The 23,246-nt window shown below is 29.9% G+C and carries 24 protein-coding genes, 1 tRNA gene and 1 pseudogene; 22 read left to right on the forward strand and 4 right to left on the reverse strand.

Annotated elements, in window-relative coordinates:
* Positions 1 to 83 precede the first annotated feature (83 nt).
* The 4 genes from FDN13_RS07740 to FDN13_RS07755 are packed head-to-tail and all read left to right on the forward strand — an operon-like array spanning position 84 to position 2,559.
* Positions 84 to 854, forward strand: a complete 771-nt coding sequence (locus FDN13_RS07740; RefSeq protein ID WP_138979674.1) for a ParA family protein — start codon at positions 84 to 86, stop codon at positions 852 to 854.
* A 2-nt stretch (positions 855 to 856) separates the two neighbouring features.
* Positions 857 to 1,708, forward strand: coding sequence for a ParB/RepB/Spo0J family partition protein (locus FDN13_RS07745; protein WP_138979675.1), 852 nt, complete (start codon positions 857 to 859; stop codon positions 1,706 to 1,708).
* Positions 1,709 to 1,756: 48 nt separating this feature from the next.
* A complete protein-coding gene (locus FDN13_RS07750) occupies positions 1,757 to 2,248 on the forward strand; it encodes a DUF4446 family protein (RefSeq protein WP_371414811.1) in 492 nt (163 codons plus the stop codon).
* A gap of 56 nt (positions 2,249 to 2,304) precedes the next feature.
* The gene (locus FDN13_RS07755) at positions 2,305 to 2,559 is read left to right on the forward strand and encodes a YkuS family protein (RefSeq protein WP_168190110.1); all 255 of its coding nucleotides are present in this window, start codon (positions 2,305 to 2,307) and stop codon (positions 2,557 to 2,559) included.
* Here FDN13_RS07755 and yyaC read toward each other — a convergent pair.
* The 3 genes and pseudogenes from yyaC to FDN13_RS07770 all read right to left on the reverse strand — a co-directional run bounded on the left by yyaC (position 2,532) and on the right by FDN13_RS07770 (position 5,562).
* On the reverse strand, positions 2,532 to 3,134 hold the full coding sequence (yyaC, locus tag FDN13_RS07760) for a spore protease YyaC (protein WP_138979678.1): 603 nt from the start codon (positions 3,132 to 3,134) through the stop codon (positions 2,532 to 2,534). The two genes, FDN13_RS07755 and yyaC, sit on opposite strands and share 28 nt — an antisense overlap.
* 64 nt (positions 3,135 to 3,198) lie before the next feature.
* Entirely contained in the window at positions 3,199 to 4,242 is a 1,044-nt protein-coding gene (gene ytvI / locus FDN13_RS07765) for a sporulation integral membrane protein YtvI (RefSeq protein WP_138979679.1), read from the reverse strand.
* A gap of 279 nt (positions 4,243 to 4,521) precedes the next feature.
* Positions 4,522 to 5,562, reverse strand: a pseudogene (locus FDN13_RS07770) (IS6 family transposase).
* 120 nt (positions 5,563 to 5,682) lie between these two features.
* Here FDN13_RS07770 and glnA point away from each other — a divergent pair.
* The 16 genes from glnA to FDN13_RS07850 all read left to right on the forward strand — a co-directional run bounded on the left by glnA (position 5,683) and on the right by FDN13_RS07850 (position 18,025).
* Positions 5,683 to 7,023, forward strand: coding sequence for a type I glutamate--ammonia ligase (gene glnA / locus FDN13_RS07775; RefSeq protein WP_138979680.1), 1,341 nt, complete (start codon positions 5,683 to 5,685; stop codon positions 7,021 to 7,023).
* Between the two features lie 9 nt (positions 7,024 to 7,032).
* Positions 7,033 to 7,590 (forward strand): ANTAR domain-containing response regulator, encoded by a 558-nt coding sequence (locus FDN13_RS07780; RefSeq protein WP_138979681.1) that lies wholly within the window; start codon positions 7,033 to 7,035, stop codon positions 7,588 to 7,590.
* 107 nt (positions 7,591 to 7,697) lie between these two features.
* Positions 7,698 to 8,279: a sulfurtransferase-like selenium metabolism protein YedF gene (gene yedF / locus FDN13_RS07785; protein ID WP_138979682.1), complete on the forward strand. Its 582-nt coding sequence runs from the start codon at positions 7,698 to 7,700 to the stop codon at positions 8,277 to 8,279.
* Between the two features lie 8 nt (positions 8,280 to 8,287).
* Positions 8,288 to 8,548 (forward strand): DUF3343 domain-containing protein, encoded by a 261-nt coding sequence (locus FDN13_RS07790; protein WP_138979683.1) that lies wholly within the window; start codon positions 8,288 to 8,290, stop codon positions 8,546 to 8,548.
* A 78-nt stretch (positions 8,549 to 8,626) separates the two neighbouring features.
* A complete protein-coding gene (locus tag FDN13_RS07795) occupies positions 8,627 to 9,487 on the forward strand; it encodes a mechanosensitive ion channel family protein (protein WP_138979684.1) in 861 nt (286 codons plus the stop codon).
* Positions 9,471 to 9,692 (forward strand): DUF951 domain-containing protein, encoded by a 222-nt coding sequence (locus tag FDN13_RS07800; RefSeq protein WP_138979685.1) that lies wholly within the window; start codon positions 9,471 to 9,473, stop codon positions 9,690 to 9,692. The genes FDN13_RS07795 and FDN13_RS07800 overlap by 17 nt, the downstream gene beginning before the upstream one ends.
* A 79-nt stretch (positions 9,693 to 9,771) precedes the next feature.
* Entirely contained in the window at positions 9,772 to 10,056 is a 285-nt protein-coding gene (rpsF, locus tag FDN13_RS07805; RefSeq protein WP_138979686.1) for a 30S ribosomal protein S6, read from the forward strand.
* 18 nt (positions 10,057 to 10,074) lie between these two features.
* A complete protein-coding gene (locus FDN13_RS07810; protein ID WP_138979687.1) occupies positions 10,075 to 10,497 on the forward strand; it encodes a single-stranded DNA-binding protein in 423 nt (140 codons plus the stop codon).
* Positions 10,498 to 10,521: 24 nt separating this feature from the next.
* Positions 10,522 to 10,764, forward strand: coding sequence for a 30S ribosomal protein S18 (gene rpsR, locus FDN13_RS07815; protein ID WP_138979688.1), 243 nt, complete (start codon positions 10,522 to 10,524; stop codon positions 10,762 to 10,764).
* Positions 10,765 to 10,894: 130 nt separating this feature from the next.
* On the forward strand, positions 10,895 to 11,221 hold the full coding sequence (locus FDN13_RS07820; RefSeq protein WP_138979689.1) for a MazG-like family protein: 327 nt from the start codon (positions 10,895 to 10,897) through the stop codon (positions 11,219 to 11,221).
* 11 nt (positions 11,222 to 11,232) lie between these two features.
* Positions 11,233 to 12,195 carry a YybS family protein gene (locus FDN13_RS07825; RefSeq protein ID WP_138979690.1) on the forward strand — a complete coding sequence of 321 codons (963 nt, stop codon included), beginning with the start codon at positions 11,233 to 11,235 and terminating at the stop codon, positions 12,193 to 12,195.
* Between the two features lie 25 nt (positions 12,196 to 12,220).
* A complete protein-coding gene (locus tag FDN13_RS07830) occupies positions 12,221 to 14,212 on the forward strand; it encodes a DHH family phosphoesterase (RefSeq protein ID WP_138979691.1) in 1,992 nt (663 codons plus the stop codon).
* Positions 14,209 to 14,655 carry a 50S ribosomal protein L9 gene (gene rplI, locus FDN13_RS07835; RefSeq protein WP_138979692.1) on the forward strand — a complete coding sequence of 149 codons (447 nt, stop codon included), beginning with the start codon at positions 14,209 to 14,211 and terminating at the stop codon, positions 14,653 to 14,655. The genes FDN13_RS07830 and rplI overlap by 4 nt, the downstream gene beginning before the upstream one ends.
* A gap of 11 nt (positions 14,656 to 14,666) precedes the next feature.
* The gene (gene lonC, locus FDN13_RS07840; protein ID WP_138979693.1) at positions 14,667 to 16,544 is read left to right on the forward strand and encodes a Lon family ATP-dependent protease; all 1,878 of its coding nucleotides are present in this window, start codon (positions 14,667 to 14,669) and stop codon (positions 16,542 to 16,544) included.
* Between the two features lie 11 nt (positions 16,545 to 16,555).
* Positions 16,556 to 17,887: a replicative DNA helicase gene (locus tag FDN13_RS07845; protein ID WP_138979694.1), complete on the forward strand. Its 1,332-nt coding sequence runs from the start codon at positions 16,556 to 16,558 to the stop codon at positions 17,885 to 17,887.
* A gap of 62 nt (positions 17,888 to 17,949) precedes the next feature.
* Positions 17,950 to 18,025, forward strand: a tRNA-Thr gene (locus tag FDN13_RS07850).
* A 185-nt stretch (positions 18,026 to 18,210) separates the two neighbouring features.
* Here FDN13_RS07850 and FDN13_RS07855 read toward each other — a convergent pair.
* The gene (locus FDN13_RS07855; protein ID WP_138979155.1) at positions 18,211 to 19,386 is read right to left on the reverse strand and encodes an ISL3 family transposase; all 1,176 of its coding nucleotides are present in this window, start codon (positions 19,384 to 19,386) and stop codon (positions 18,211 to 18,213) included.
* 739 nt (positions 19,387 to 20,125) lie between these two features.
* Here FDN13_RS07855 and FDN13_RS07860 point away from each other — a divergent pair.
* Together FDN13_RS07860 and ade are read left to right on the forward strand one after the other, a co-directional pair.
* Positions 20,126 to 21,511 (forward strand): NCS2 family permease, encoded by a 1,386-nt coding sequence (locus tag FDN13_RS07860; protein WP_138979695.1) that lies wholly within the window; start codon positions 20,126 to 20,128, stop codon positions 21,509 to 21,511.
* A 61-nt stretch (positions 21,512 to 21,572) separates the two neighbouring features.
* Positions 21,573 to 23,246, forward strand: a complete 1,674-nt coding sequence (gene ade, locus FDN13_RS07865; RefSeq protein WP_138979696.1) for an adenine deaminase — start codon at positions 21,573 to 21,575, stop codon at positions 23,244 to 23,246.

The raw sequence follows: 23,246 nt of genomic DNA on the forward strand, positions 1-23,246 counted from the left end.
CTCCAAAAGTATTTAATAATAAAACATGTTACTGTAAAATATATATTAGGCTTTATATAAAAATATACAGGGAGGTGATAAGAATGGGAAAAATAATTTCTATATTTAATCAAAAGGGAGGAGTAGGGAAGACTACTACTAATATAAATTTATCTGCATATTTAGCTTCAATGGGAAAAAAAATATTAACTTTAGATATAGATCCTCAAGGAAATACAACAAGTGGAATTGGAATAGAAAAAAGAAAGCTTGAAAATTCGATATATGATGTAATTATGGGACTTCCTGCCGAAAAAGCTATTATAAAAACTAAAATTAAAGATTTAGATATAATTCCATCGAATGTTGAATTGGCAGGTGCTGAAATTGAGTTATCAACAAAAACAAATAGAGAAAAGAGAATAAAAGATGCATTAGAAAGTATAAAAAGTAAATATGATTATATATTAATTGATTGTCCACCTTCTCTTGGATTATTAAGTATAAACGCATTAACTGCTTCTAATAGTGTATTAATACCTATTCAATGTGAATATTACGCTCTTGAAGGCGTTGGGCATCTAATGAGTACAATACAGTTAGTTAAAAAGAGTTTAAATAAAGATATATATATACAAGGTGTTATAATGAGTATGTTTGATGGAAGGACTAATTTATCAATTGAGGTAGTTGAAGAAGTTAAAAAATACTTTAAAGGGAAGGTTTATACTACTATAATTCCAAGAAATATAAAGCTTGCTGAGGCTCCAAGTTATGGTATGCCAATAATGTTATATGATAAAAACTCAAAAGGTGCTGAAGCGTATAAAAAACTTGCTGAAGAATTTTTAGAATATGATGAAGGAGATGAATAGAGTTGAGCACTAAGAAAAGTGCTTTAGGAAGAGGATTAGGAGCATTAATTCCTGAAATTAATGATAATAAAGCATCAGAAAACAATATTAATGAGATAGATATAAATGAAATAATGCCTAATGAAAATCAACCAAGAAAAAAGTTTGACGATGAGAATATTAAGGATCTTGCGGAGTCAATTAGAGAGCATGGCATTATACAACCTATTCTTGTAAGAAAAGAAGGAGAATATTATAAAATCGTTGCCGGAGAAAGAAGATGGAGAGCAGCTAGAATTGCAGGATTAAAGAAAATTCCTGTTATAATAAAAGATATGACAGATAAAGAAATGATGGAAATATCTTTAATAGAAAATCTTCAAAGAGAAGATTTAAATCCTATAGAAGAAGCTCTTGCATATAAGAGATTAATGGAAGAATTTAATTTAACACAAGAGCAAATTGCAATAAGAGTTGGAAAATCAAGACCTGTTATTACAAATTCATTAAGGCTATTAAATCTTGACAAGAAAGTTATTGATTATATAATAGAAAGTAAACTTTCTGAAGGTCATGGAAGGATATTAGCATCTATTGAAAATAAACAGCTTCAGGTTGAGATAGCAAAAAAAATAATTGAAGATGGATTAAATGTAAGGCAAACTGAAAAAATAATACAAAACATAAAGAATAATAAAACAAAAAAGATTAAAAACAAAAAAGAAGATTCTTATATTAAAGATATACAGGAAAAACTTATGAATCACCTTGGTACAAAAGTAAATATTAGTACAAAAAGAAAAAAAGGTGTTATTGAAATCGAATATTACTCAAAAGAAGATTTAGAAAGGATATTAGAATTATTCAATATATAATGTTTCACGTGAAACATTTGATTTAAATTATGAGGAGATGATATAGCTGTGATATTGTCTATTCTTAATCAATATCAATCCATAATATATATAGTGGTTCTGATTTTTGTTATAATACTATTAATAATTGAAATACTAAATAGAATTGAATTAAATAGAATAGAGAAAAAATATAGAAAATTGATGAAAGGTTCTACTGGTAAAAATATTGAAGAAATGCTCTTTGAATATAAAAAGAATGTTGAAGAAGCTATTGAAACAGTAAAAAATATTAAAGATGATTATAATGATATTAATGAAAGATTAAAAGGATGTGTTCAAAAAGTTTCAATAGTAAGATACAGAGCATTTGATGATGTTGGAAGTGATTTAAGCTTTTCCATAGCATTATTAAACGATAAAAATAATGGAATAGTTTTAACTGGTATATATGGAAGAAATGAATGTACAACCTTTGCAAAGCCAATAGAAAATGGAATATCAAAGTATGATCTTTCAGATGAAGAAAAAATGGCACTAAAAGAAGCTATGTCAAAATGAAAGTTTTGAATAAAAAACATCCTCCTTCAAATACTAATCTAAAGGAGGATGTTTTTATGATTGTAAGCGTTGATAATAATTTAGTAGATTTAAAGAAATTCCTCATAAAGAATGGAATTGAAGTTTATAACATAAGTGACGGGGTTGTTTCTGATGCATATATATATTCTATGAAAAATAACGATATTTTAAAATTTTATAATTCAATTCATGGAAAAGGTGAAGGCTCATTAATTATAAATGCTGATGGTAAGAGTTTTCAAGACATACTATATTTCTTAAATCATAGGGTATATTCATCTTTATTTTGAATATACCCTAATTTTGTATTTATTTTTTTTAGTGCTGAAAAAAGGCTTAAAGATATTACATCAGCAAGTTGCATTACAAGGTAAAGCCTTGTACTTTGTAAAACTATATATTCCATAAAGCCGGAAGTATTAACTATACCAGTTATACTAATATCACCAACAGGTGTAAGGTTTTTGTTTACTCCAGCTCCAGGATATAAAGGTCCTTTAATAAGATTTATTTTTCCAACATTCTCAATTTTACCTAATGAAGCATCGACTGCAATAATTAAAGGTTTATTAAAAGATGAGTAAATATTATTTATAGTTGGCTCAAGATTTTTTGCGTGGATAGGCTCTTTAAGTGTACCTAATACATGTATATATGATTTTTTAATAAGTTTTGAAAGCTTTTCGCCAACTAAAGGCCCAAGACAATCACCAGTTGAACGATCAGTACCTATGCACAGAATAATAATATTATTAAAATCATAATTAATGTTTATTAGTAAATTCATAATCTCTTTTGACATTAAAAATATTGACTCAGGTTTAGTTCCATCTACAGAAAAGTAAAGAGGTCCATTTTTTAGCATAAAAAAACCTCCCTTTTGATTATATAAAAAGTTTATCCAAAAGAGAGGATAATTATTCTAAATTTTACAGTACATTCGATTTGTTTAATATTTTATAAAATACTAAGAGAAATAATAAATATAACATTCCAATAAATCCATGAGACATAATTCCAATGAATATTGCTGCAAGAACAGCAATAGGTTTAAGCCCAAGAGATGAAGAAACTATTTTAGGTTCAAGTATCTGTCTTAAAACTGTTACAATTATATATAGCAATAATATGCTAAAACAAATAGCATACTTTTTTGAAAAGAAGTAAAAAAGAGCAACTGAAAAATATATTATGCCAATTCCTATAATAGGAAGCAGATCACATATTGCACTTATAATACTAAGGGACAATGCATATCTTATCTTAAGTATTGAAAATCCAATTAAAGTTTCTATAAATGTTAAGAATACAATAAAAGTATAAGCTTTTATATAGCCACTAAACATCTTATTTCCTTCGTTCCAAATCATAACAACTTTATCTTTAGTTTTATCGGAAAATATAGATAAAAACCTACTTTGCATAAGTGCTAAATCAATAGAAAATAAATAAGTTCCAATTAGTGTTATAAATATGATTAGAAAAACCTTTGGAAGTTTAATTGCAAAGGATACAGATGTTTTAAGTATTGTAACGGTTATAGAATATGCATTTGATAATAATGATATAATTTCATCTTTAAATCTATTCACATATTCAGGGCTAATCTGCGAAAAATATTGTTCATATTTATTTATGTAAACTTGAGAAATATTTATTATATTATTTATATCAGGTAGATTATTTAGTATATCTCTAATTTCTATAGATATTTTAAAAATTATTAAAACAATTATAAATAATATAATGGTAAATATAATGATAGTTGACAGTAGTGAAGAAATGTTAAGACTTATTTTCAGCCTTTTATTTAAAAAAATGGTAATGGGTTTAATCCATAATGCAATTATAAAAGCTAATACAAATGGAAGAGTATACGATAAAGTTGAAAAAAATAAAATAAAGAGCAAAGTATAAACAATAACAAAAATAGCTATATTTTTAACCTTTTTAATAAAAGCTTCAGTAAACATTTAATCACCTCTTTTGATATTATAACATAATTCTTTTACATATTGTTTTTTTTAATTACTTTTATATAATATTGTATAATAATTAAAAGTGATTGTGTTAAGTAAATATGAAAAAATAGCGTAGCTACACGTATAATTACACAAAATTACACAGTTTTTTTATGTAATCTAAATTAATAAAATTTGATAATACTGGATTTATCAAAAAAAGGCATGCCGAAGGCACCTACTTAAAACTTAAAATGTAGGTGTGTTAAGAATATATGGTTTATTTGAGAATTAAGCAGACAGAAGCCAGTTATTAATATTTTTTTCATCAACTAAAATACCAGCAACTTGTGCAGGAGTTAGATTGTTTAAAGAATAGTGAGGTCTTAAAAAATTATAATGGAAAATAAACATTGCTATTAGAGTGTTTGCACTTTCAAATGATTTAAAACCTCTTTTACGTTTATACCAGTCTTTAAATGTATCATTAAAAGCTTCTAGCAAGTTGTTGGATATATCATCTTTAAATGATTGAACTTTTATGTGTTTTGAAGAATTAAAAATAGTTTTAGTAGCAAGATTATATGAGCCTAATCTATCGGTCACAATAGCCGATGGACATCCAAACTTACTTGCAGATTTAAACAAGGAAAAAGCTTGAGAAGCATCTCTTGAAGGAGATAAATTAAAACCAAGAACCATTCTGGTTTCTGAATCTATAATTAACCAAAGATAATGTTTTTTACCATTAATAAAAACGACAGTTTCGTCGGCATGCCATTCATCAGATGCACTTAAATCAAGATTTTCAGTAAGTTTATTAGCTATACTTAGAAAAATTGGAGCAAATTTTTTTGCACCAAGATGCAATAGTTACATGAGAAACTTTGACATTGTAGGTTAGTTTAAAAAATTGAGATATTCTTCTTGTTGAAGAACCATTTAGATAATAGAGGTTAAGTGCAGTAAGAATTAAAAATAATGGAAATCTCATTCTTTTAAAATCTGTCTTTCCTTTAATTAATTCACAAGATGCAGAGGGTATATTAATAGGTTTTGCAACATAAATAGAATGACCACATTTTTTAGAGTTGCAAGTATAATGGGAATAGTACTCATAATCATGGTGCAAATAAGTACCACTACCACAAACAGGACAACGAGGATACCCTCTCAATACACGATTTTCTTACCCTTATAATCTTCAAGAGTAAACTGACGTCTACAGTCTTTACATTGATATTTTTGATTACCTGCTTTGTCTTTCCCAAAGCGATAGAGATTTTGACTATGGCATCTTGGACATGAAATTTTATTCAATGACTTGCACATAATTTCATCTCTCCTTCGGAGGTATTTTGTTTTTCGCTATATATAAGATAACTCAAAGGAGAGATGAAATTCAAATATCATATAACTTAACAAAACTTTAAAAGTTTACAGGAGGTTATTATGAAGGGAAAATACAAAAAAGAAGATATAATAAGGATTATTGATGAGGAAGGAATAGAATTTATCTATCTTCAGTTTACAGATATTCTTGGTGTTATGAAGAATGTAGCAATTCCTGCTCAAGAGATATCAAAGGCATTAAATAATGAAGTTGCTTTTGATGGTTCCTGTGTAGATGGATTTGTGAGGATGGAAGAGTCAGATATGTATTTAAGACCGGATATTGATACATTTTGTATATATCCATGGGGTGGAGCTTTTGGAAGAGAAGCAAGATTTATTTGTGATGTTTATAATCCTGATGGTACTCCTTTTGAGGGCGATCCAAGATTTATATTAAAAAAAGTTTGTAAAGAAGCAGAAGATATGGGATATAAAATGTACATAGGACCTGAGTGTGAATTCTTTTTATTTCATACTGATGATAGAGGAAAACCTACGCTAATAACACATGATGATGCAGGATATTTTGATCTTGCTCCAATTGATTTAGGAGAAAATGCAAGAAGAGATATGGTTATGACACTTAAAAAAATGGGATTTGATATAGAAGCATCTCATCATGAGATAGCTCCTGGTCAGCATGAAATTGATTTTAAATTTGAAGAAGCACTATATGCAGCTGATAAAATAATGACCTTTAAATCAGTTATAAAGATTGTGGCAAAAAATCATGGCCTTCATGCTACTTTTATGCCCAAACCTATAAATGGCATACCTGGTTCAGGAATGCATATAAATCAAGCACTCTATAGTAATAAGAATAATAAAAATGTTTTTTATGATGAACTTGACAAATATAAATTATCCAAAATAGCATATAACTACCTTGGAGGACTTATAAAACACGCCAAATCTATATGTGCAATAACTAATCCAACAGTTAATAGCTACAAAAGACTTATCTCAGGCTATGAAGCACCTGTTTACATAACATGGTCTTCAAGAAATACGAGTCCTTTAATAAGAGTTCCTATAAGCAAAGAAGAAAATACAAGGTTTGAATTAAGAAGTCCAGATCCATCATGTAATCCATATCTTGCATTGGCAGTGATACTAAAGGCAGGTATTGATGGTATTAAAAATAATATTATGCCACCAAAAAATATTGATAAGACTATTAATGATATGGATGAAGAATATAGGGATAAAAATTTAGTAGAATCTCTACCGCAATCGCTAAATGAAGCAATTAATTTTTTATGTGATGATGAAGTTATAAAGGGGGCACTAGGTAAGCATATATTTGAAAGATTTGTTGAAGCTAAAAAAATAGAATGGGAAGAGTATAATAAGAGCATATCTTCTTGGGAGATAGAAAAGTATCTAACAAGGTTTTAGGAGCAGATTATGTTACGGCTTAGAATTATTTTAGGAGATAACGATGAAAGTTTTATTTTAAGCACGTCGTCTCTTTTAAAAAGCCTTGGATATAATGTTATTGATACAGATACTTCGGGAACAGCTTTAATAAGAAAAATAAGGACTTTAAAACCAGACGCTGTACTTGTCGATGTAAATATAAAAGGTATATCAGGCTTTGAAATAAGCAACATAGTTGAGGGAGAAGGAATTTGCCCTTGTATTATAACTCTTAAAACAAATCCTTCAGAATATGCAGTAAAGCTTCAACAAAAACTAATATATGCATATTTGCAGAAACCTCTTAACGTATCTAATATTGAATATGTAATTGATAATGCATACGTAAACTTTAAAAAGATATTAGAGCTTAATTCTAAAATAAATGAAAGAAAGATAATTGAGAAAGCAAAGGGGTTACTTATGTCAAAATATAACATGAGTGAAGAAAAAGCCTATGAATATATGAGAAAAAAGAGTATGGATAAATCAACAAGTATGTATAAAATAGCCCTTGCAATAATTGATATAATAAATAAAAAATAAATTAATATTTTAAATAGTTTACGATATCATATTGAATTTTTCTATAATTAATATGTTTTATTTCTTTTTTGCTATATTTAAAATATATGAATTAAGGAGGGATTGATTTGAAAAAAATTGATTGTAGAGGATTGGCATGTCCTAAACCTGTTATAATGACCAAAAAAGAATTGGAAAGCATGGAATCAGGAGAGCTTGAAGTTATTGTTGATAATGAGGCTGCAAAAGAAAATGTATCTAAACTTGCAAAAAACATGGGGCTAAACTTTGAAGTTTTCAATGAAGACAAACTATTTCATATAGTTATAAAGAAAGATTTTACAAGCTGTGATTGTAAAATAGAAACTGAAAGCGAAAAAATAGTGATACTTGTTAGCAGTGATAGATTTGGATCAGGTGATGATAAACTTGGTGCTGCACTAATGAAAAGTTATTTGTATGCTTTAACTGAATCTGAAATAAAGCCAAAAACTATGATTTTTGTAAATGGTGGTGCAAGGCTTACAATTGAAGGCTCTGATGTTTTAGAAAGTATTAAAACTTTAGAAAGCAGTGGAGTAGAGATATTAGTATGTGGAACTTGTCTTGATTTTTATGGTATTAAAGATAAGCTTGCTGTTGGAAATATCACTAATATGTATACCATCGTTGAAAAAATGAATTCTGCCTCAAATACAATAAAATTATAGTGATTTATATGAATGAATATGGTTTAATTACTTTTGAAAGTGTAAACTTTGCAATGCAGGCAGAAGCAGTACTTAAGGGTGAAAATATATATCATCAGATAATTCCAACACCAAGAGAAATTACATTAAGTTGTGGACTTTCCATACGGTTTTCTGTTGATAATGTTAATAATATTAAAACCCTTGTGAATGAAAATAGGATAAAGATTAAAAAAATATATATTGTAAAAGGGACAGGCAATAATAGAACAATTGAATCTTTAGAATAACAGAATTTTATTCTGTTATTTTTTATTGTTTTAAAATATAAAAATAGGATATAATCATAATGAAAAAGGGGGGATTTTGTGGATAATAGTTTTTTTAATTTTAATGATAAACTTTTGATAAATTATGCAACCAGTTTATTAAAAACAGTCGTAATTTTTATATTAATTAAAATTACAATAAGTTTGGGCAATAAGCTTATAAGTAGATTCTTTAATAAACAAAAGCAGTCTAAATTTGGAATTAACGATAAGAAAGCAGATACATTAAGTGAGTTATCAAAGAGCATATTAAGATATGTTATGTATTTTATTGGTGTTGTATGGATATTAGAAACATTAGGGCTTAGTATAAAAACTGTTATTGCAGTAACGAGTGTTGCAGGAGTAGCTGTAGGCTTTGGAGCACAAAATTTTGTTAAAGATGTGATATCTGGATTTTTTATATTATTTGAAGATCAATTTGCTGTAGGAGATTATGTTGAAATAAATGGCCTTTCTGGATTTGTTGAGACATTAGGAATTAGGGTTACAAAGCTTAGAGATTTTTCAGGAGATCTTCATATAATACCAAACGGAAGTATAGCGATAGTTACAAATAAATCAAGAGGAAATATGAGAGCTCTTGTAGATATTACAATATCTTATGAAGAGGATATTGACAGAGCAATAGATATTATTAAAATGGTAAATGATGAAATGAAAAAAGAGTTTAAAGAGATAGTAGAAGGCCCAAGCGTGTTAGGAGTTACAAATTTTAGTGATTTTGGTGCTACTATAAGGGTAATTGCAAAGACGCAGCCAATGAAACAATGGGGTATTGAAATGGAGCTTAGAAAAAGAATAAAAAATGCACTTGATAAAAATAACATTGCTATACCAATTCCAAAAAGGATTATCATGGATTACAAAAAGGGGGAGAAAGATGGTAACAAATTTTAGCCTTGGAGATGTAGTTCAAACAAAAAAAGAGCATCCCTGTGGAAGTAATCAATGGGAAGTAATAAGGCTTGGAGCTGATATAAAAATAAAATGCTTAGGTTGTGGAAGAATTGTAATGCTTCCAAGGCCAAAGTTTGAAAAGTCAGTAAAAAAAATAGTTAAAAAAGCTAATGAAAATGAGAACAATAATATTGCTCATCAATGAGAATTATGATAAAATAGGAATGTTGTAATCCCTGCTCACAGCGTGTGAGCCGTTAGTCCAGAGGGAGGAGGTGAACGTCATGAAAAAATATGAAACTCTATATATCATAGCACCTACTTTAAATGAAGAAGAAGTTAAAGGCGTTATAGAAAAGGTAAAAGGTGTTGTTGAAAATGGTGGAGGAGTAGTTGAAAATATTGATGAGTGGGGTAAGAGAAGACTTGCCTACGAAATCAATAAGGTAAACGAAGGCTACTATGTATTAATGAATTTCAGTGCAAATAACGAATTACCTAAAGAATTAGACAGAGTTTTAAGAATCTCCGACAATATTATTAGGCACATCATTGTTAAACTTGATTAATAATAAGGTGGTGTAACAATGAATAAAGTTATATTAATAGGCAGACTTACTCGTGATCCAGAGCTAAAATTTACAGCGGGATCGGGGATTGCTGTGGCCACCTTTACTTTAGCAGTTGATAGAAATTATACTAGCCAAAGTGGTCAAAGGGAAACTGACTTTATTCCAATTGTTTGTTGGAGAAAACTTGCTGAAACAGTTGCAAACAACCTTTCAAAGGGTAGGCTTGTTGCTGTATCAGGTTCTATTCAGACGAGAAAATATACTGCACAGGATGGAACTAATAGGTATATAACTGAGGTTATAGCAGATACAGTGCAGTTTTTAGATAGGCCTAAGGATGGAGGTTCTACTCAAAAAACTGATATTTTAAGTGAAGATCATGATATTGAAGATACGGGTTTCTTCCCAGTAGAAACGAATGATGATATTCCATTCTAATTCTTTAAGGTAAGGAGGGATAAGATGTCAAATGTAAAGAAGAATCCAAAGCAAAGAAAAGCAAAAAAGAGAGTTTGCACATTTTGCATGGATAAAGCTGAAGTTATAGATTACAAAGACGTAGCAAAACTTAAAAAATATATAACAGAAAGAGGCAAGATTCTTCCAAGAAGAATATCAGGAAATTGTGCAAAGCATCAAAGAGAGCTTACAATAGCTATAAAAAGAGCAAGAAATATTGCCTTGTTACCATATACAACAGAATAATAAATAAAAAAGTGCCATTGGCACTTTTTTATTTATTATTTTACTATCTTGATAATTTCTTTGCTATGTTGTAGCATTACATTAAAAGGTATTTATATAGTTATTTAAACATGGTTGGGGGTTGAATTATATGAATAATGAAGATTTTGATATAATGAGTAATATAAAACTTATCGAAAATTATAAGGCTTTTTTATTAGCATCGGTATCAGACTTATTTACGACTATGGCAAAAGGCAACAAAGGAAATATAGATGATATTATAGATGAATTATCAGAGATAATAATATTTTCATATCTTCTTGCAAAAAGACTTGGCATTGATTATTCTACAATAGATGATAGAGTTATTAAAAAATTAAAAGTTGGTGTTTATGAAGAAAACGTTGTGGAAAAAGAATATCAAGATTATTCAAGGCTTATTTCGTATATAAAAAGTGGACGAAAATCTGAGTAGGGGGACTTATTATGAGAATTCAAAGTTCAACGAAATCATTAGTAGAATCAGCGATACTAACGGCAATAACAGTAGTATTGATACTTCTTAGCCTTTATATACCTGTACTTTATATGATAGGAATATTCCTATGGCCTCTTCCTATTACATTTATTTATGTAAGGCATGGTGTAAAATACAGTATAATGTCTCTTATTGTTGCCGGTATAATAACTGCAATCTCTTATGATCCAATATCAGCACTTAATATAACTGCTACTTTTGGACTTGTTAGCATAGTTCTTGGATATTGCCTAAAAAATAAAAAGGATTTTTTCTTTTCTATAATAGTAATGTCGGCTGCTATGTTTGTATCTTTAATATTGGTAATGAAGGTTTTTAGCTTTTTTATGGGGCAGGATATTATATCTATGTTAACTCAACAAATGGATGAAATGAGACAAATAGCAATGCAGATGTATTCAAAAATGGGTGTACCAAAGGAAACCCAAGATATTGCTTTAAATGCTTTTCCAACGGCAGATGTGTTTAAAACCATATTTCCAATTGCTCTTTTGATTGGAAGTATAATGATGGCATTTATAAGTTATGTTATTGCAGGTAAAGTTTTCAAAAGATTTGGATATAATTATAGTAAAATAAAGCCTCTTTCAGAGTGGTATATGTCGGTTCAATTTGTAATGGGAATAATAGGCCTTGTTTTGTTGTCATATTTAATGGTATATTTTAAAATAAAAAATTCTCAAATGTTGTTTATTAATACAACCATACTATTACAGTTTGCCTTTATCATAGATGGACTTGCAACAGTAGACTTTTTTATGAAGAAAAAGGATGTTACAAAGGGACTTAGAATATTTATATTGATTTTTTTGATGTTATCACAGATAGGAAGGCTTTTATTATTTGTAGGGATAATAGATTATGCTTTAAATTTAAGAAAACTCGATGAGAAAAGAATAATAAGAAGCTAAATACTCCATATAATGGAGGGTTATTATGGATAATAAATTTAAAAGTTTTTTTCCTAACACAAGAGTGTATATGCTTATAATAGCTATTCTTATTTTATTGATACTTTTTTTAGGTCACCTATATGTTGGAATTGCATGTATTTTAATGTTTGGATATCTTGTATTTTACAACTTGAGGAATAACAGGCTAAGAAAAGATGAATGGAAGAGGTTCATAGAGGATGTTTCGGAAAATCTTGACGTTGCAGGAAGGAACACACTATCCAAAATTCCTATGCCTCTTGTTATAGTAAATAGTGAAGGTCAAATATTATGGGGTAATAGCCTTTTTACATCTATTGCTTCTAAGGATATTTACAGTAAAAATATAAATGTACTCATAAAGGATTTTAATCTTAATAAAATACTTGAAAAGAAAATAGATGTATTTGAGAAGGTGGCTTTAGATAAGAAGATATTTAATATTCTTGTAAGCCCTATTGAGATAAATAGTAATAAACAGGATACGAAATACATTGTTATTCTTTATTTTGTTGACAAAACTGATTATTATACTATCTCAGAAATGTATAGCGATAAAAAAACTGTTGTTGCTCTTGTCGAATGTGATAACTATGATGAAGTTGTAAAAAGTACAGAAGAGCAAAACAGACCAGCACTTATTGCTGAGATAGACAAACGAATAAATGCTTTTGCCAGTTCTCTTGAAGGTTTTATTAGAAAATATGATGATAATAAATATATTATTGTTTTTGAAAATAGGTATTTAAGCCAACTTATAGAGAGAAAGTTTGATATACTTGATGCTATAAGAGAGATAGATATTGGAAATAAAATGCCTGTTACATTAAGTATAGGAATTGGTAAGAATGCAGATACATTTTATAATGTTCATCAATATGCAGTTGCAGCAAAGGATCTTGCGCTTGGACGTGGAGGAGATCAGGCTGTTATAAAAGATGGAGATAGGCTTTCATTCTATGGAGGAAAAAGCAAGGAAGTTGAGAAGAAAACAAGAGTAAAGGCACGAGTTATAGCTCATGCAATTTCAGAACTTATAGATCAAAGCAGTGAAGTTATAATAATGGGACATGATACTCCAGATATAGATAGTATTGGTGCAGCTATTGGTATGTATAGAGGATGCAGACAAAGAGGCAAAAATGCATATATATTTTTAAATAAACCTGACAGCTCTGCTGAAAGATTAGTTGATTTATTTGTAAAAAGTAAAGACCATCAAGGAATTTTTGTTAATAAGGAAAATGCTTTTTCTAAAATCACTAAAAATCCTCTTTTAGTATTAGTTGACGTTCATAGAAAAAGTTTTGTAGAATGCAAAGAGATGCTTGATAGAATAAATAACATAATAATAATAGATCACCATAGAAAAAGTGTTGATTTTATAGATAATGCCACTATATCATATATAGAGCCTTACGCATCATCAGCAAGTGAGCTTGTGACAGAGATTTTACAGTATCTTATTGAGAAACCAAAGCTTCTTGATATAGAAACACAGGCTTTAATGGCTGGAATTTACGTTGATACAAAGAACTTTACATTTAAAACAGGAGTTAGAACTTTTGAAGCAGCTGGTTTTTTAAAGAGGCTTGGTGCTGATTTGATTGAGGTTAGAAAGCTTTTTGCGGATGATTTTGAAACTTATCAAGAAAGAGCAAAACTAATATCGAGTGCAAAGATTAAAAATGGAATTGCTGTTGTTATTCAAGGAAATCCAGTTAAAAATAGCATAATAATACCTCAAGCTGCAGATGAACTTTTAAAGATAAATGGAATTGAAGCATCCTTTGTTATGGCATCCTTAGGAAATGAAATAATGATTAGTGGAAGGTCCCTTGGAGATATAAATGTACAACTTATACTTGAAAGTATGGGTGGAGGAGGCCACATGACTATAGCAGGGGCCAAGCTTACAGATGTTACAATTAATGAAGCAGAAAAAATGCTTTATAATGCAATAGATAATTACTTAAAGGAGAGTGACAAAAAATGAAAGTTATTTTAAAACAAGATGTTAAAGGTCTTGGTAAAAAAGGTGATATTGTAAATGCTTCCGATGGATATGCAAGAAATTTTCTTTTTCCTAAAAACCTTGCAATGGAAGCTACTGAAGGAACTATAAAAGATTATCAAATAAAAAAAGAAAGTGAAGCTAAAAAGAAATTAAAGGAATTGCAAGAGGCACAGGAACTTGCTAAAAAGATTTCACAGCTTACCTTAACATTAAAAGTTAAGGCAGGAGAGAATGGTAAACTTTTTGGCTCAATAACTTCAAAGGATATTTCTGAAGCATTAAAAAACCAGTACGGATATCAAATAGACAAGAAGAAGATAGTGCTAAATGAAGCAATTAAAGTTGCAGGAAGCTATGATGTTGAAGTAAAAATATATCCTGAGGTTAGTGCAAAGTTAAAAGTAACAATTGTTCAGGATTAGGAGGATTATAAGTGAAAAAAGTAGTAACAGTCGAAGCAAAAAATGTGGATGAAGTATTAAACGATGCATACAATACGCTGTTTTATCAAGTAGATGAAATATTTGAATTGATAAAGAGAATTTGGGGTGAAGAATATATTTCCTCGGCAATAGAATCAGAAGGGCTCAGTGAAAATATTAAAAGTGAAAACATTGAGGATAGGATATATGTTCTTCAAAAGCTTATTTTGAAAAAGGATAGTTATATTGACGATCCTATATATGTTATGGAATGTATTAAAAAAGAATTAGCTAAATTAATTGCTAAAGCTAATTTAGAAAATGAGCTTGAAATTGAAGTTGAAAATTACCTTAAAGATAAACAGGACAAGCTTATTGATGAGATAAAGCTAAATATAATAAAAAAGAGAAAGGGAAAAGAAAATAAAAATACTTTTAAAAAGCTTATATACCTTCAAAAGCTTGATACAATAAAGCTTTCAAAATCAGCAATGGAACTTTTAAGACCGACAAATATAGATGAGATTATTGGTCAGAAAAAGGCTGTGGCTTCGGTTTTATCAAAACTTGCTTCACCATTTCCACAGCATATAATTTTATATGGCCCTCCAGGCGTAGGCAAGACAACTACTGCAAGGATTGCATTAGATATTGCAAAACAACTAAAATCAACTCCGTTTAGAAAAGATGCCCCTTTTATTGAAGTTAATGGAACTACAATAAGATGGGATCCAAGGGAAATTACAAATCCTCTTTTAGGATCTGTTCATGATCCTATATATCAAGGCTCAAAAAGGGATCTTGCAGAAACTGGTATACCAGAACCTAAAATAGGGCTTGTTACACAGGCTCATGGAGGGGTTTTGTTTATTGATGAGATAGGAGAACTTGATTTAGAACTTCAATTTAAACTATTAAAAGTATTAGAAGATAAAAAAGTAGAGTTTTCATCATCTTACTATGATCCTGATGATGAAAATATTCCAGCTTATATAAAGAAGTTATTTGAGGAAGGAGCACCGGCTGATTTTATATTGATAGGTGCTACAACAAGGGAACCTCATGAGATAAATCCAGCATTAAGGTCAAGATGTGCTGAGGTTTATTTTGAGCCTTTAAGGAAAAAGGACATACAAAATATTGTTTTAAATGCAGCGAAAAAGTTAAAAATAGGAATAGATGATAAAGTTGCGGAAATCATAAGCCAATATACCATTGAAGGAAGAAAAGCTGTAAATATACTTGCAGATGTATATGGTCATGTGATTTATAAAAGAGGAGAAGAAAACCTTAGAATAACCTGTGAGGATTTATATGAAGTTATATCACTATCAAGGCTCCTCCCTTATAATAAAATAAAAGGCAGAAGTGAATATGAGATTGGAAAAGTTTTTGGTCTTGGTGTCAGCGGATTTGTAGGTTCAACAATTGAAATAGAAGCAGTTGCTTTTGAAAGAACATGTGGAGGCGGAACCATTAGGTTTAATGATACAGCAGGTTCTATGGCAAAGGACTCGGTATTTAATGCCGCATCAGTAATAAGAAGCATTACAGGAAAAGATATTTCAAATTATGACATACATGTAAATGTTATTGGAGGAGGAAGGATTGATGGGCCTTCTGCAGGAGTTGCAATTGCAGTTGCAACTTTAAGTGCAATAACAAAAAAACCTGTAAGGCAGGATGTTGCAATTACAGGAGAAATATCTATTTTAGGGCATGTAAAACCAGTAGGGTCAGTAATTGAAAAAATATATGGTGCAAGTCAGGCAGGTATTAAAAAAGTTATAATCCCCTTTGAGAATTTTAAAGAAATATCTTTAGAAGATGAGGAGATAGAAATAATACCTGTAAAAAATATAGATGAAGTCCTCAAAGTTATCTTTTAGGAGATGGTATTATGGAAGGAGTTAGGGTGCTTCCGCATAATATTGAGGCTGAACAGGCAGTATTGGGAGCTATGCTTCTTGATAAGGAGGCAATAGCTGCAGCAGCTGAAATTTTATCAGGGGATGAGTTTTATAAAGAATCTCATAAAATATTATTTGAAACGATAGTTGAGATATTCAATAGGGACGAACCAGTTGATGTTGTTACTTTAGTTGATATTTTAAAAAGTAGGAATCATCTTGAAGTTGTTGGAGGAGTCTCCTACATTTCATCTCTTGCAGCTTCTGTTCCTACAACAACCAATGTAAAATATTATGCTAAGATAGTTGAGGAAAAAAGTATACTACGAAGGCTTATATTTGCATCAAATGGGATTATAGAAAAATGCTATACACAACAGGAAGATGTTGAAGAGGTATTAGGAACTGCTGAAAAAAGCATTTTTGATATTTCACAAAAAAAAGGTCATCAGGACTTTGAACATTTAAGTACAATTATTACAAGAAGTTTTGATGAATTTGAAAGGCTATATAAAAATAAAGGTCAAATAACAGGAATTCCTACAGGTTTTACAGAGCTTGATAGAAAAACATCAGGACTTCAAAAAAGTGATTTTATACTGGTAGCAGCAAGACCTTCAATGGGAAAAACAGCATTTGCTCTTAACATAGCACTTAATGCAGCTTTAAGAGCAGGAAAAAGCGTTGCGATATTTAGCCTTGAAATGTCAAAAGAGCAACTGGCATATAGAATGCTTTGTTCAGAGGCTAATGTAGATATGCTTAAACTTAGAACAGGAGATCTTGAAGAAGATGATTGGATAAGGCTTGCGAGAGCAGCAGGCCCTATGGCCAATGCTAAGATATATATTGATGATACCCCTGGGATATCAATAGTTGAAATGAGATCAAAATGTAGAAGGCTTAAAATTGAAAGTGGGCTTGATCTTATTTTAATAGATTATCTTCAATTAATGTCTGGCAGTGGTAAAAGCGATAATAGACAGCAGGAAGTATCAGAAATATCAAGATCACTAAAAGCACTTGCAAAGGAAATGGAAGCACCAGTAATATCTTTATCTCAGCTTTCACGTGCTCCTGAGGCAAGAGCAGATCACAGACCAATCTTGTCAGACCTTAGAGAGTCAGGTTCAATAGAGCAGGATGCAGATATTGTTATGTTTTTATATAGAGATGAGTATTACAATAAGGAAACGGATAAAAAAGGTATTGCAGAGGTTATTATAGCAAAGCAAAGAAATGGTCCAACAGGAACAACAGAGTTAGCATGGCTTGGTCAATATACTAAATTTGGCAACCTTGACAGATATCATAGCAATTAAGAGGTTGTCTGTTTTTTATGTTGACATTAAAATAAAAACTAATTAAGATATACTTGTAGAATGCTTCATTGGCCCAGTCGGTAGGGCAACTGATTCGTAATCAGTAGGTCGGGGGTTCGAGTCCCCCATGAAGCTCCATAAGACCTTGAAAATAGGGTTCTATGTCAATAGTTGGGGTGGGCATTTTATTCAAATGCCTGCCCTTGCTAATTTTCAAGAAGTTTTAACGAATTAAAGAAAGTGAATCAAAAATTCTCTAAAAATGGGCATAACAAAAAGACCAAACTAATGTTGGTTTTTGAAAAATAGAGTACAGTAATCAATTACTTGCAACAATGCAGAATTCTATTTCTAAACCTGTTAAAATTTCTGAACCCAAACGCATTTCTTTTAATAACTTTAATCTTGTTGTTAAAACCTTCAACACATCCATTCGTATAAGGAACATCAAAGGAATTAACTATTTCCTTAAACCACCTGCTTAAAGTTTCTGCACATGAAATATATTCTTTTATACCGCTTTTTCTTGCTATCTCAATCCATTCCTTTAGTAATATTTTTGCTTCAGAAGCAGACCTTGCATCTGAAATTTTGTAAAAGGATTCCTTAAGGTAATGGGCATGTCTTAATTCATCATTGTATAAAAGCATAATTTCAAGTTGTCTCTTAGAGTCTTCATCTAAGGAATCTTTTCTAGCAAGAATGAGTTTTCGACTTTTTTTGTAATATCGCCTTAGTTTCTTATCCATATTCTTTTGAATGCGCTTTCTAACGTTTTCTATAGCCCAGGTGTTGTAGCGCATAAAGTGGAACTTATCTATGATGATAGTTGCATTTTTAAAGTATGTTTTAGCAATGTCAGCATATTGACTCCACATATCAATAACTACATATTTTACCTTATCCCTGTTTTTAAAATTTCTAAAGTAATCCGAAAGGATATGAAATCGTCTATCTTTAATAATATCAATTACTTTATGATTAACAGGATCAACTAATATACAGTGATATTTTGAGCCACCAGAATTACCTTTAAATTCATCAATAGATATAACTTCAGGCAAAGAATACGCAGTATAACTAACAGTATCAAAAATGCGTTTTACAGTATGGGTGGAAACATTGGCTTTTAAGGAAACATGCTTCATGCTATTAACATTAGATAGTTCGTTAATTATGAAGAAAGATAAGCGGTTTGTCATTCTATGATAGCGTGGAAGAAAATCTAGCTTTTCATAAAAGCGCTTACCGCATTCTGAGCATACTAATCTCCTTTTTCTAAGAATGATAAAAGTTTTTTTAAACTGAATGGGTACATCTTTAATTCTTTGTTTTCTGTAATCATGAACTTTAGATGTAGTATAGCCACAAACTGGACAAACATGTGGTTTCTTTTTAGTTTCAACAAATATCTCAATAAAATCATCTTTATTAACAACGTTTTTTACAAAAACATCTTTTAAGTTTAGTAAATTGTTGATAAAATTATACTTAAGCACTTTATTGGATGCCTCCTTTCTAAAATTTTGTTTTGGTTAATTTTATTTTAGCAAAGTTGGCATCTGAATAAAGTGCTTTTTTCTATTTAAATAAAAATGTTGAGGTTTACCACCCCAACATTTATTATAGAACCGAAAATAGTTTTTCAAGGTCTTAATTTTTTGGTTTAAATAATATGTTTGAACAGAATTAATTAAAAGTGCATATCATTTTTTTTTAGAAATATATATAAATAGAGAGGAAAATATTTAATACCATAAGTAACATAATTAGGGATAAAAATATTCAATATTGTTCGTATCCTATTTTATAAGATTTGTTAGAGCTCCAATTTAACATATCGCACAATGTGTAGCATTTCAAATCTTTGAATCTGAAATTTTCCATTTTCATACATATTGAGAATATAGTTGATATTATTAAAAAAAATAAAATATAATATATATAATGGTAAATATAACCAGGCTGGAGGTTATTAATATGTTTAAAAGGTATAGGGTCACTTTTACTTTTGACGGATATGAGTACCTACTTTATGATGGAAGTGACTTATTATACGCTATACAAATATTATTAATGAACAGCGAACTAAATCCTGTTATTGAAGAATTTCAGTTTTGTAGATTGCGAAGAATAAAATAATTAAACAAATAAATAAAAAATAAATTTAAAATTAGTATTTATTGAATAAGATAAAATAAATATAATTATAAAAATTTAAATAAAGGGGTGATTTTTTTGAGTACAAAAACTCAGACGGCTAAAGCAAATTTAAACAACAAGGGATTCTTTGACAGGTACTTTAAGCTTAAAGAAAATAACACTTCGGTTAAGACAGAAGTTATTGCAGGTATAACTACTTTTCTTACTATGGCTTATATTATAGCTGTAAACCCATCTTTTTTATCAACGACTGGAATGGACAAGGGTGCTTTGGTTACTGCAACCTGTATTGCAGCAGGAGTTACAACTATAATAATGGGCTTTTATGCTAATCTTCCTTTTGCTCTTGCATCAGGTATGGGTCTTAATGCTTTCTTTGCTTTTACTGTTTGTGGTGTTATGAAGGTTTCATGGAAAGTGGCATTAACGGCTGTATTTATTGAAGGTATAATATTTATAATTTTATCTCTTACAAAGGTTAGAGAACTTGTTGTAAATGCTATACCAAATTCCTTAAAGCTTGCGGTAAGTGCAGGTATAGGGCTTTTTATTGCATTTATTGGATTTGAAGATGCTAAAATGATTGTTCTTAATGAAGCAACCCTTGTAACACTTGGTAAAATTGCAGATCCAAGGGTTATAATATGTCTTGTTGGTATTATAATAATTGGAGTACTTGTTCATAAAAATGTAAAAGGCGCTATACTATGGGGAATTATTACTTGTTCGGTAATAGCTTGGATTTATGCAATAATAATCGGCCCTGAAAATGCATCAAAGCTTTATGATATACATCTTCCTTCAGCAGCTTTTTCAGTTTATGGAATAGGACCTATTGCAGGAAAATTTGATTTTTCATTTTTAAAGGACAGCAGAGCTTTATTAAATTTTCTTTCAATTATGATTACCTTCTTGTTTGTTGATTTCTTTGATACAGTTGGAACCCTTGTTGGAGTAGCTTCAAAGGCAAATATGTTTGATAAAAATGGGAAAGTTTTAAGGGCAGATAGAGCACTTTTAACTGATGCAATAGGTACAACCCTTGGAGCATGTGTAGGTGTTTCAACTGTTACAACATATGTCGAAAGTTCTGCTGGAGTAGTTGAAGGAGGAAGAACAGGACTTACAGCTGTTGTTACAGGAGTTTTATTTCTTCTTTCAATAGTTTTAGCACCTATATTTATGGCAATACCAGGATGCGCTACAGCACCAGCTCTTATAATAGTTGGACTTTTTATGCTTCAAAATGTTATCAAAATAGATTTCTTTGATTATACTGAGGCAATACCTGCATTTTTGGCAATAATACTTATGCCATTAACCTATAGCATAGCAAATGGACTTATGTTTGGTATTGTATCTTATGTTGTATTTAACTTTCTTGGAGGTAAAAAAGAAAAAATATCTCCAACAATGTATATTCTTGCTATATTATTCATATTAAAAATGATATTTATGTAATTTATTATTCAGCATGTATTTTCAATACATGCTGAATTTTTAAAAGGGCAGGTGAAGGAAAATGAATACAAATAAAAAACAGATAGACATGGCACTTGGAAAAGAAAAGGCAGAAATTGTACTAAAGAATGGTTTTGTAATAGATGTATTTAATGAGGATATTTTTAAAGCTGATGTTGCAATAGCAGAGGGTAAAATAATTGGTATTGGAGAATATGATGGTATAAAAGAGATTGATTGCAGTGGCAAATATATTTCACCTGGATTTATAGACTCTCATGTTCATATAGAGTCTTCAAAGGTTATTCCTAACACTTTTTCTTTAGAACTTTTAAAAAGGGGAGTTACAACATGTATTGCAGATCCTCACGAAATTGCAAATGTGCTTGGCATTGAAGGAATTAAATTCATGATTGAAAATTCAAAACAGGCAGCTATAGATATATTTTTTATGATGCCCTCCTGTGTCCCAGCAACGGAATTTGAAGATAGTGGAGCAGTTCTTAGAGCAGAAGACTTAAAAATATTTAAATGTTATAAAGAGGTTTTAGGTCTTGGGGAAGTTATGGATGTTTATTCAGCAATAAATTTTAAAGAGGATATGATTGAAAAAATAAATACTTATAGTGATAAAAAAATAGATGGTCACTGCCCTTTAATAGATGAAAAAAGCCTAAATGCTTATATGCTGTTAGGAGTATGTACAGATCATGAATGTTTTGGTATTGAAGAGGCTTTAGATAAAATTAGAAAAGGAATGTATGTAATGATAAGAGAAGGCTCTGCTGCAAGAAATTTAAAAGGTCTGATAGGAGCTATAAACGATAAGAACTTTAGAAGGTTTTTATTTTGTACTGATGATAAAAGCATTTTAGATATTGTAAAGGAGGGTTCAATAGATTATAACATAAAAAAAGCAATAGAGTATAAAGTGGATCCTATAAAGGCAATTACAATAGCAACATTAAATGCAGCCCAGTGCTATGGATTAAAAAATAAAGGAGCTATTGCAATAGGCTATGATGCTGATATTGTTATACTTGATAATCTCTATAGTATAAAAATAAATGCAGTTTTAAGAAAAGGGAAAATTAATCCAGAGGTTAAGAATTTTGATTCAATAGATATAAAAAATTCTATGAATATTGATTATATTACAGAGGATAAACTTAAAATTAAATATGATGCAAAAAATATTGATGTTATAAAGGTAATCAAAGGTTCTTTAATTACAGAAAAAGTTAAAAGGAATGTTGTTTTAAAGGATGGATATATAGATAGCATTGAGGGTGAAGATATTTTAAAGATAGGAGTATTTGAAAGACATAAAAATACAGGAAAATTTTCTTTAGGATTTATAGAGGGATTAGGGCTTAAAGGCTGTTCAATTGCACAAACTATAGCCCATGATAGCCATAATATAATAGTTGTTGGAGATAATGATGCTGATATAACCTTTGCAGTAAACAGCCTTATAGATATAGGAGGAGGAATAGTTGCAGTTTCAAGAGGCAGGATAATAGGTAAGATAAGCTTACCTGTTGGAGGGCTTATGACAACAGATTCAATAGATAAAGTAGTTTATAATTTGGAAAATCTATATGCATCAGTAAAAAGGTTTTTAATAGATAAGAATATAGACGTATTCTTGACTTTATCCTTTATGGCACTACCAGTGATACCAAAGTTTAAAATAACTCCAAGAGGACTTTATGATTTTGAAAATGGATTTTAA

The organism is Caloramator sp. E03 (assembly GCF_006016075.1).
Taxonomy (GTDB): Bacteria; Bacillota; Clostridia; order Clostridiales; family Caloramatoraceae; genus Caloramator_B.

Excerpts from the sequence above, each read along its gene's own strand:
- FDN13_RS07740 (WP_138979674.1), top strand. The coding sequence starts at position 84 with ATGGGAAAAATAATTTCTATATTTAATCAAAAGGGAGGAGTAGGGAAG.
- FDN13_RS07755 (WP_168190110.1), top strand. The coding sequence starts at position 2,305 with ATGATTGTAAGCGTTGATAATAATTTAGTAGATTTAAAGAAATTCCTC.
- yyaC (WP_138979678.1), bottom strand. The coding sequence starts at position 3,134 with ATGCTAAAAAATGGACCTCTTTACTTTTCTGTAGATGGAACTAAACCT.
- ytvI (WP_138979679.1), bottom strand. The coding sequence starts at position 4,242 with ATGTTTACTGAAGCTTTTATTAAAAAGGTTAAAAATATAGCTATTTTT.
- glnA (WP_138979680.1), top strand. The coding sequence starts at position 5,683 with ATGAAGGGAAAATACAAAAAAGAAGATATAATAAGGATTATTGATGAG.
- FDN13_RS07780 (WP_138979681.1), top strand. The coding sequence starts at position 7,033 with ATGTTACGGCTTAGAATTATTTTAGGAGATAACGATGAAAGTTTTATT.
- FDN13_RS07790 (WP_138979683.1), top strand. The coding sequence starts at position 8,288 with ATGAATGAATATGGTTTAATTACTTTTGAAAGTGTAAACTTTGCAATG.
- FDN13_RS07800 (WP_138979685.1), top strand. The coding sequence starts at position 9,471 with ATGGTAACAAATTTTAGCCTTGGAGATGTAGTTCAAACAAAAAAAGAG.
- rpsF (WP_138979686.1), top strand. The coding sequence starts at position 9,772 with ATGAAAAAATATGAAACTCTATATATCATAGCACCTACTTTAAATGAA.
- FDN13_RS07810 (WP_138979687.1), top strand. The coding sequence starts at position 10,075 with ATGAATAAAGTTATATTAATAGGCAGACTTACTCGTGATCCAGAGCTA.
- rpsR (WP_138979688.1), top strand. The coding sequence starts at position 10,522 with ATGTCAAATGTAAAGAAGAATCCAAAGCAAAGAAAAGCAAAAAAGAGA.
- FDN13_RS07820 (WP_138979689.1), top strand. The coding sequence starts at position 10,895 with ATGAATAATGAAGATTTTGATATAATGAGTAATATAAAACTTATCGAA.
- FDN13_RS07825 (WP_138979690.1), top strand. The coding sequence starts at position 11,233 with ATGAGAATTCAAAGTTCAACGAAATCATTAGTAGAATCAGCGATACTA.
- FDN13_RS07830 (WP_138979691.1), top strand. The coding sequence starts at position 12,221 with ATGGATAATAAATTTAAAAGTTTTTTTCCTAACACAAGAGTGTATATG.
- rplI (WP_138979692.1), top strand. The coding sequence starts at position 14,209 with ATGAAAGTTATTTTAAAACAAGATGTTAAAGGTCTTGGTAAAAAAGGT.
- FDN13_RS07845 (WP_138979694.1), top strand. The coding sequence starts at position 16,556 with ATGGAAGGAGTTAGGGTGCTTCCGCATAATATTGAGGCTGAACAGGCA.
- ade (WP_138979696.1), top strand. The coding sequence starts at position 21,573 with ATGAATACAAATAAAAAACAGATAGACATGGCACTTGGAAAAGAAAAG.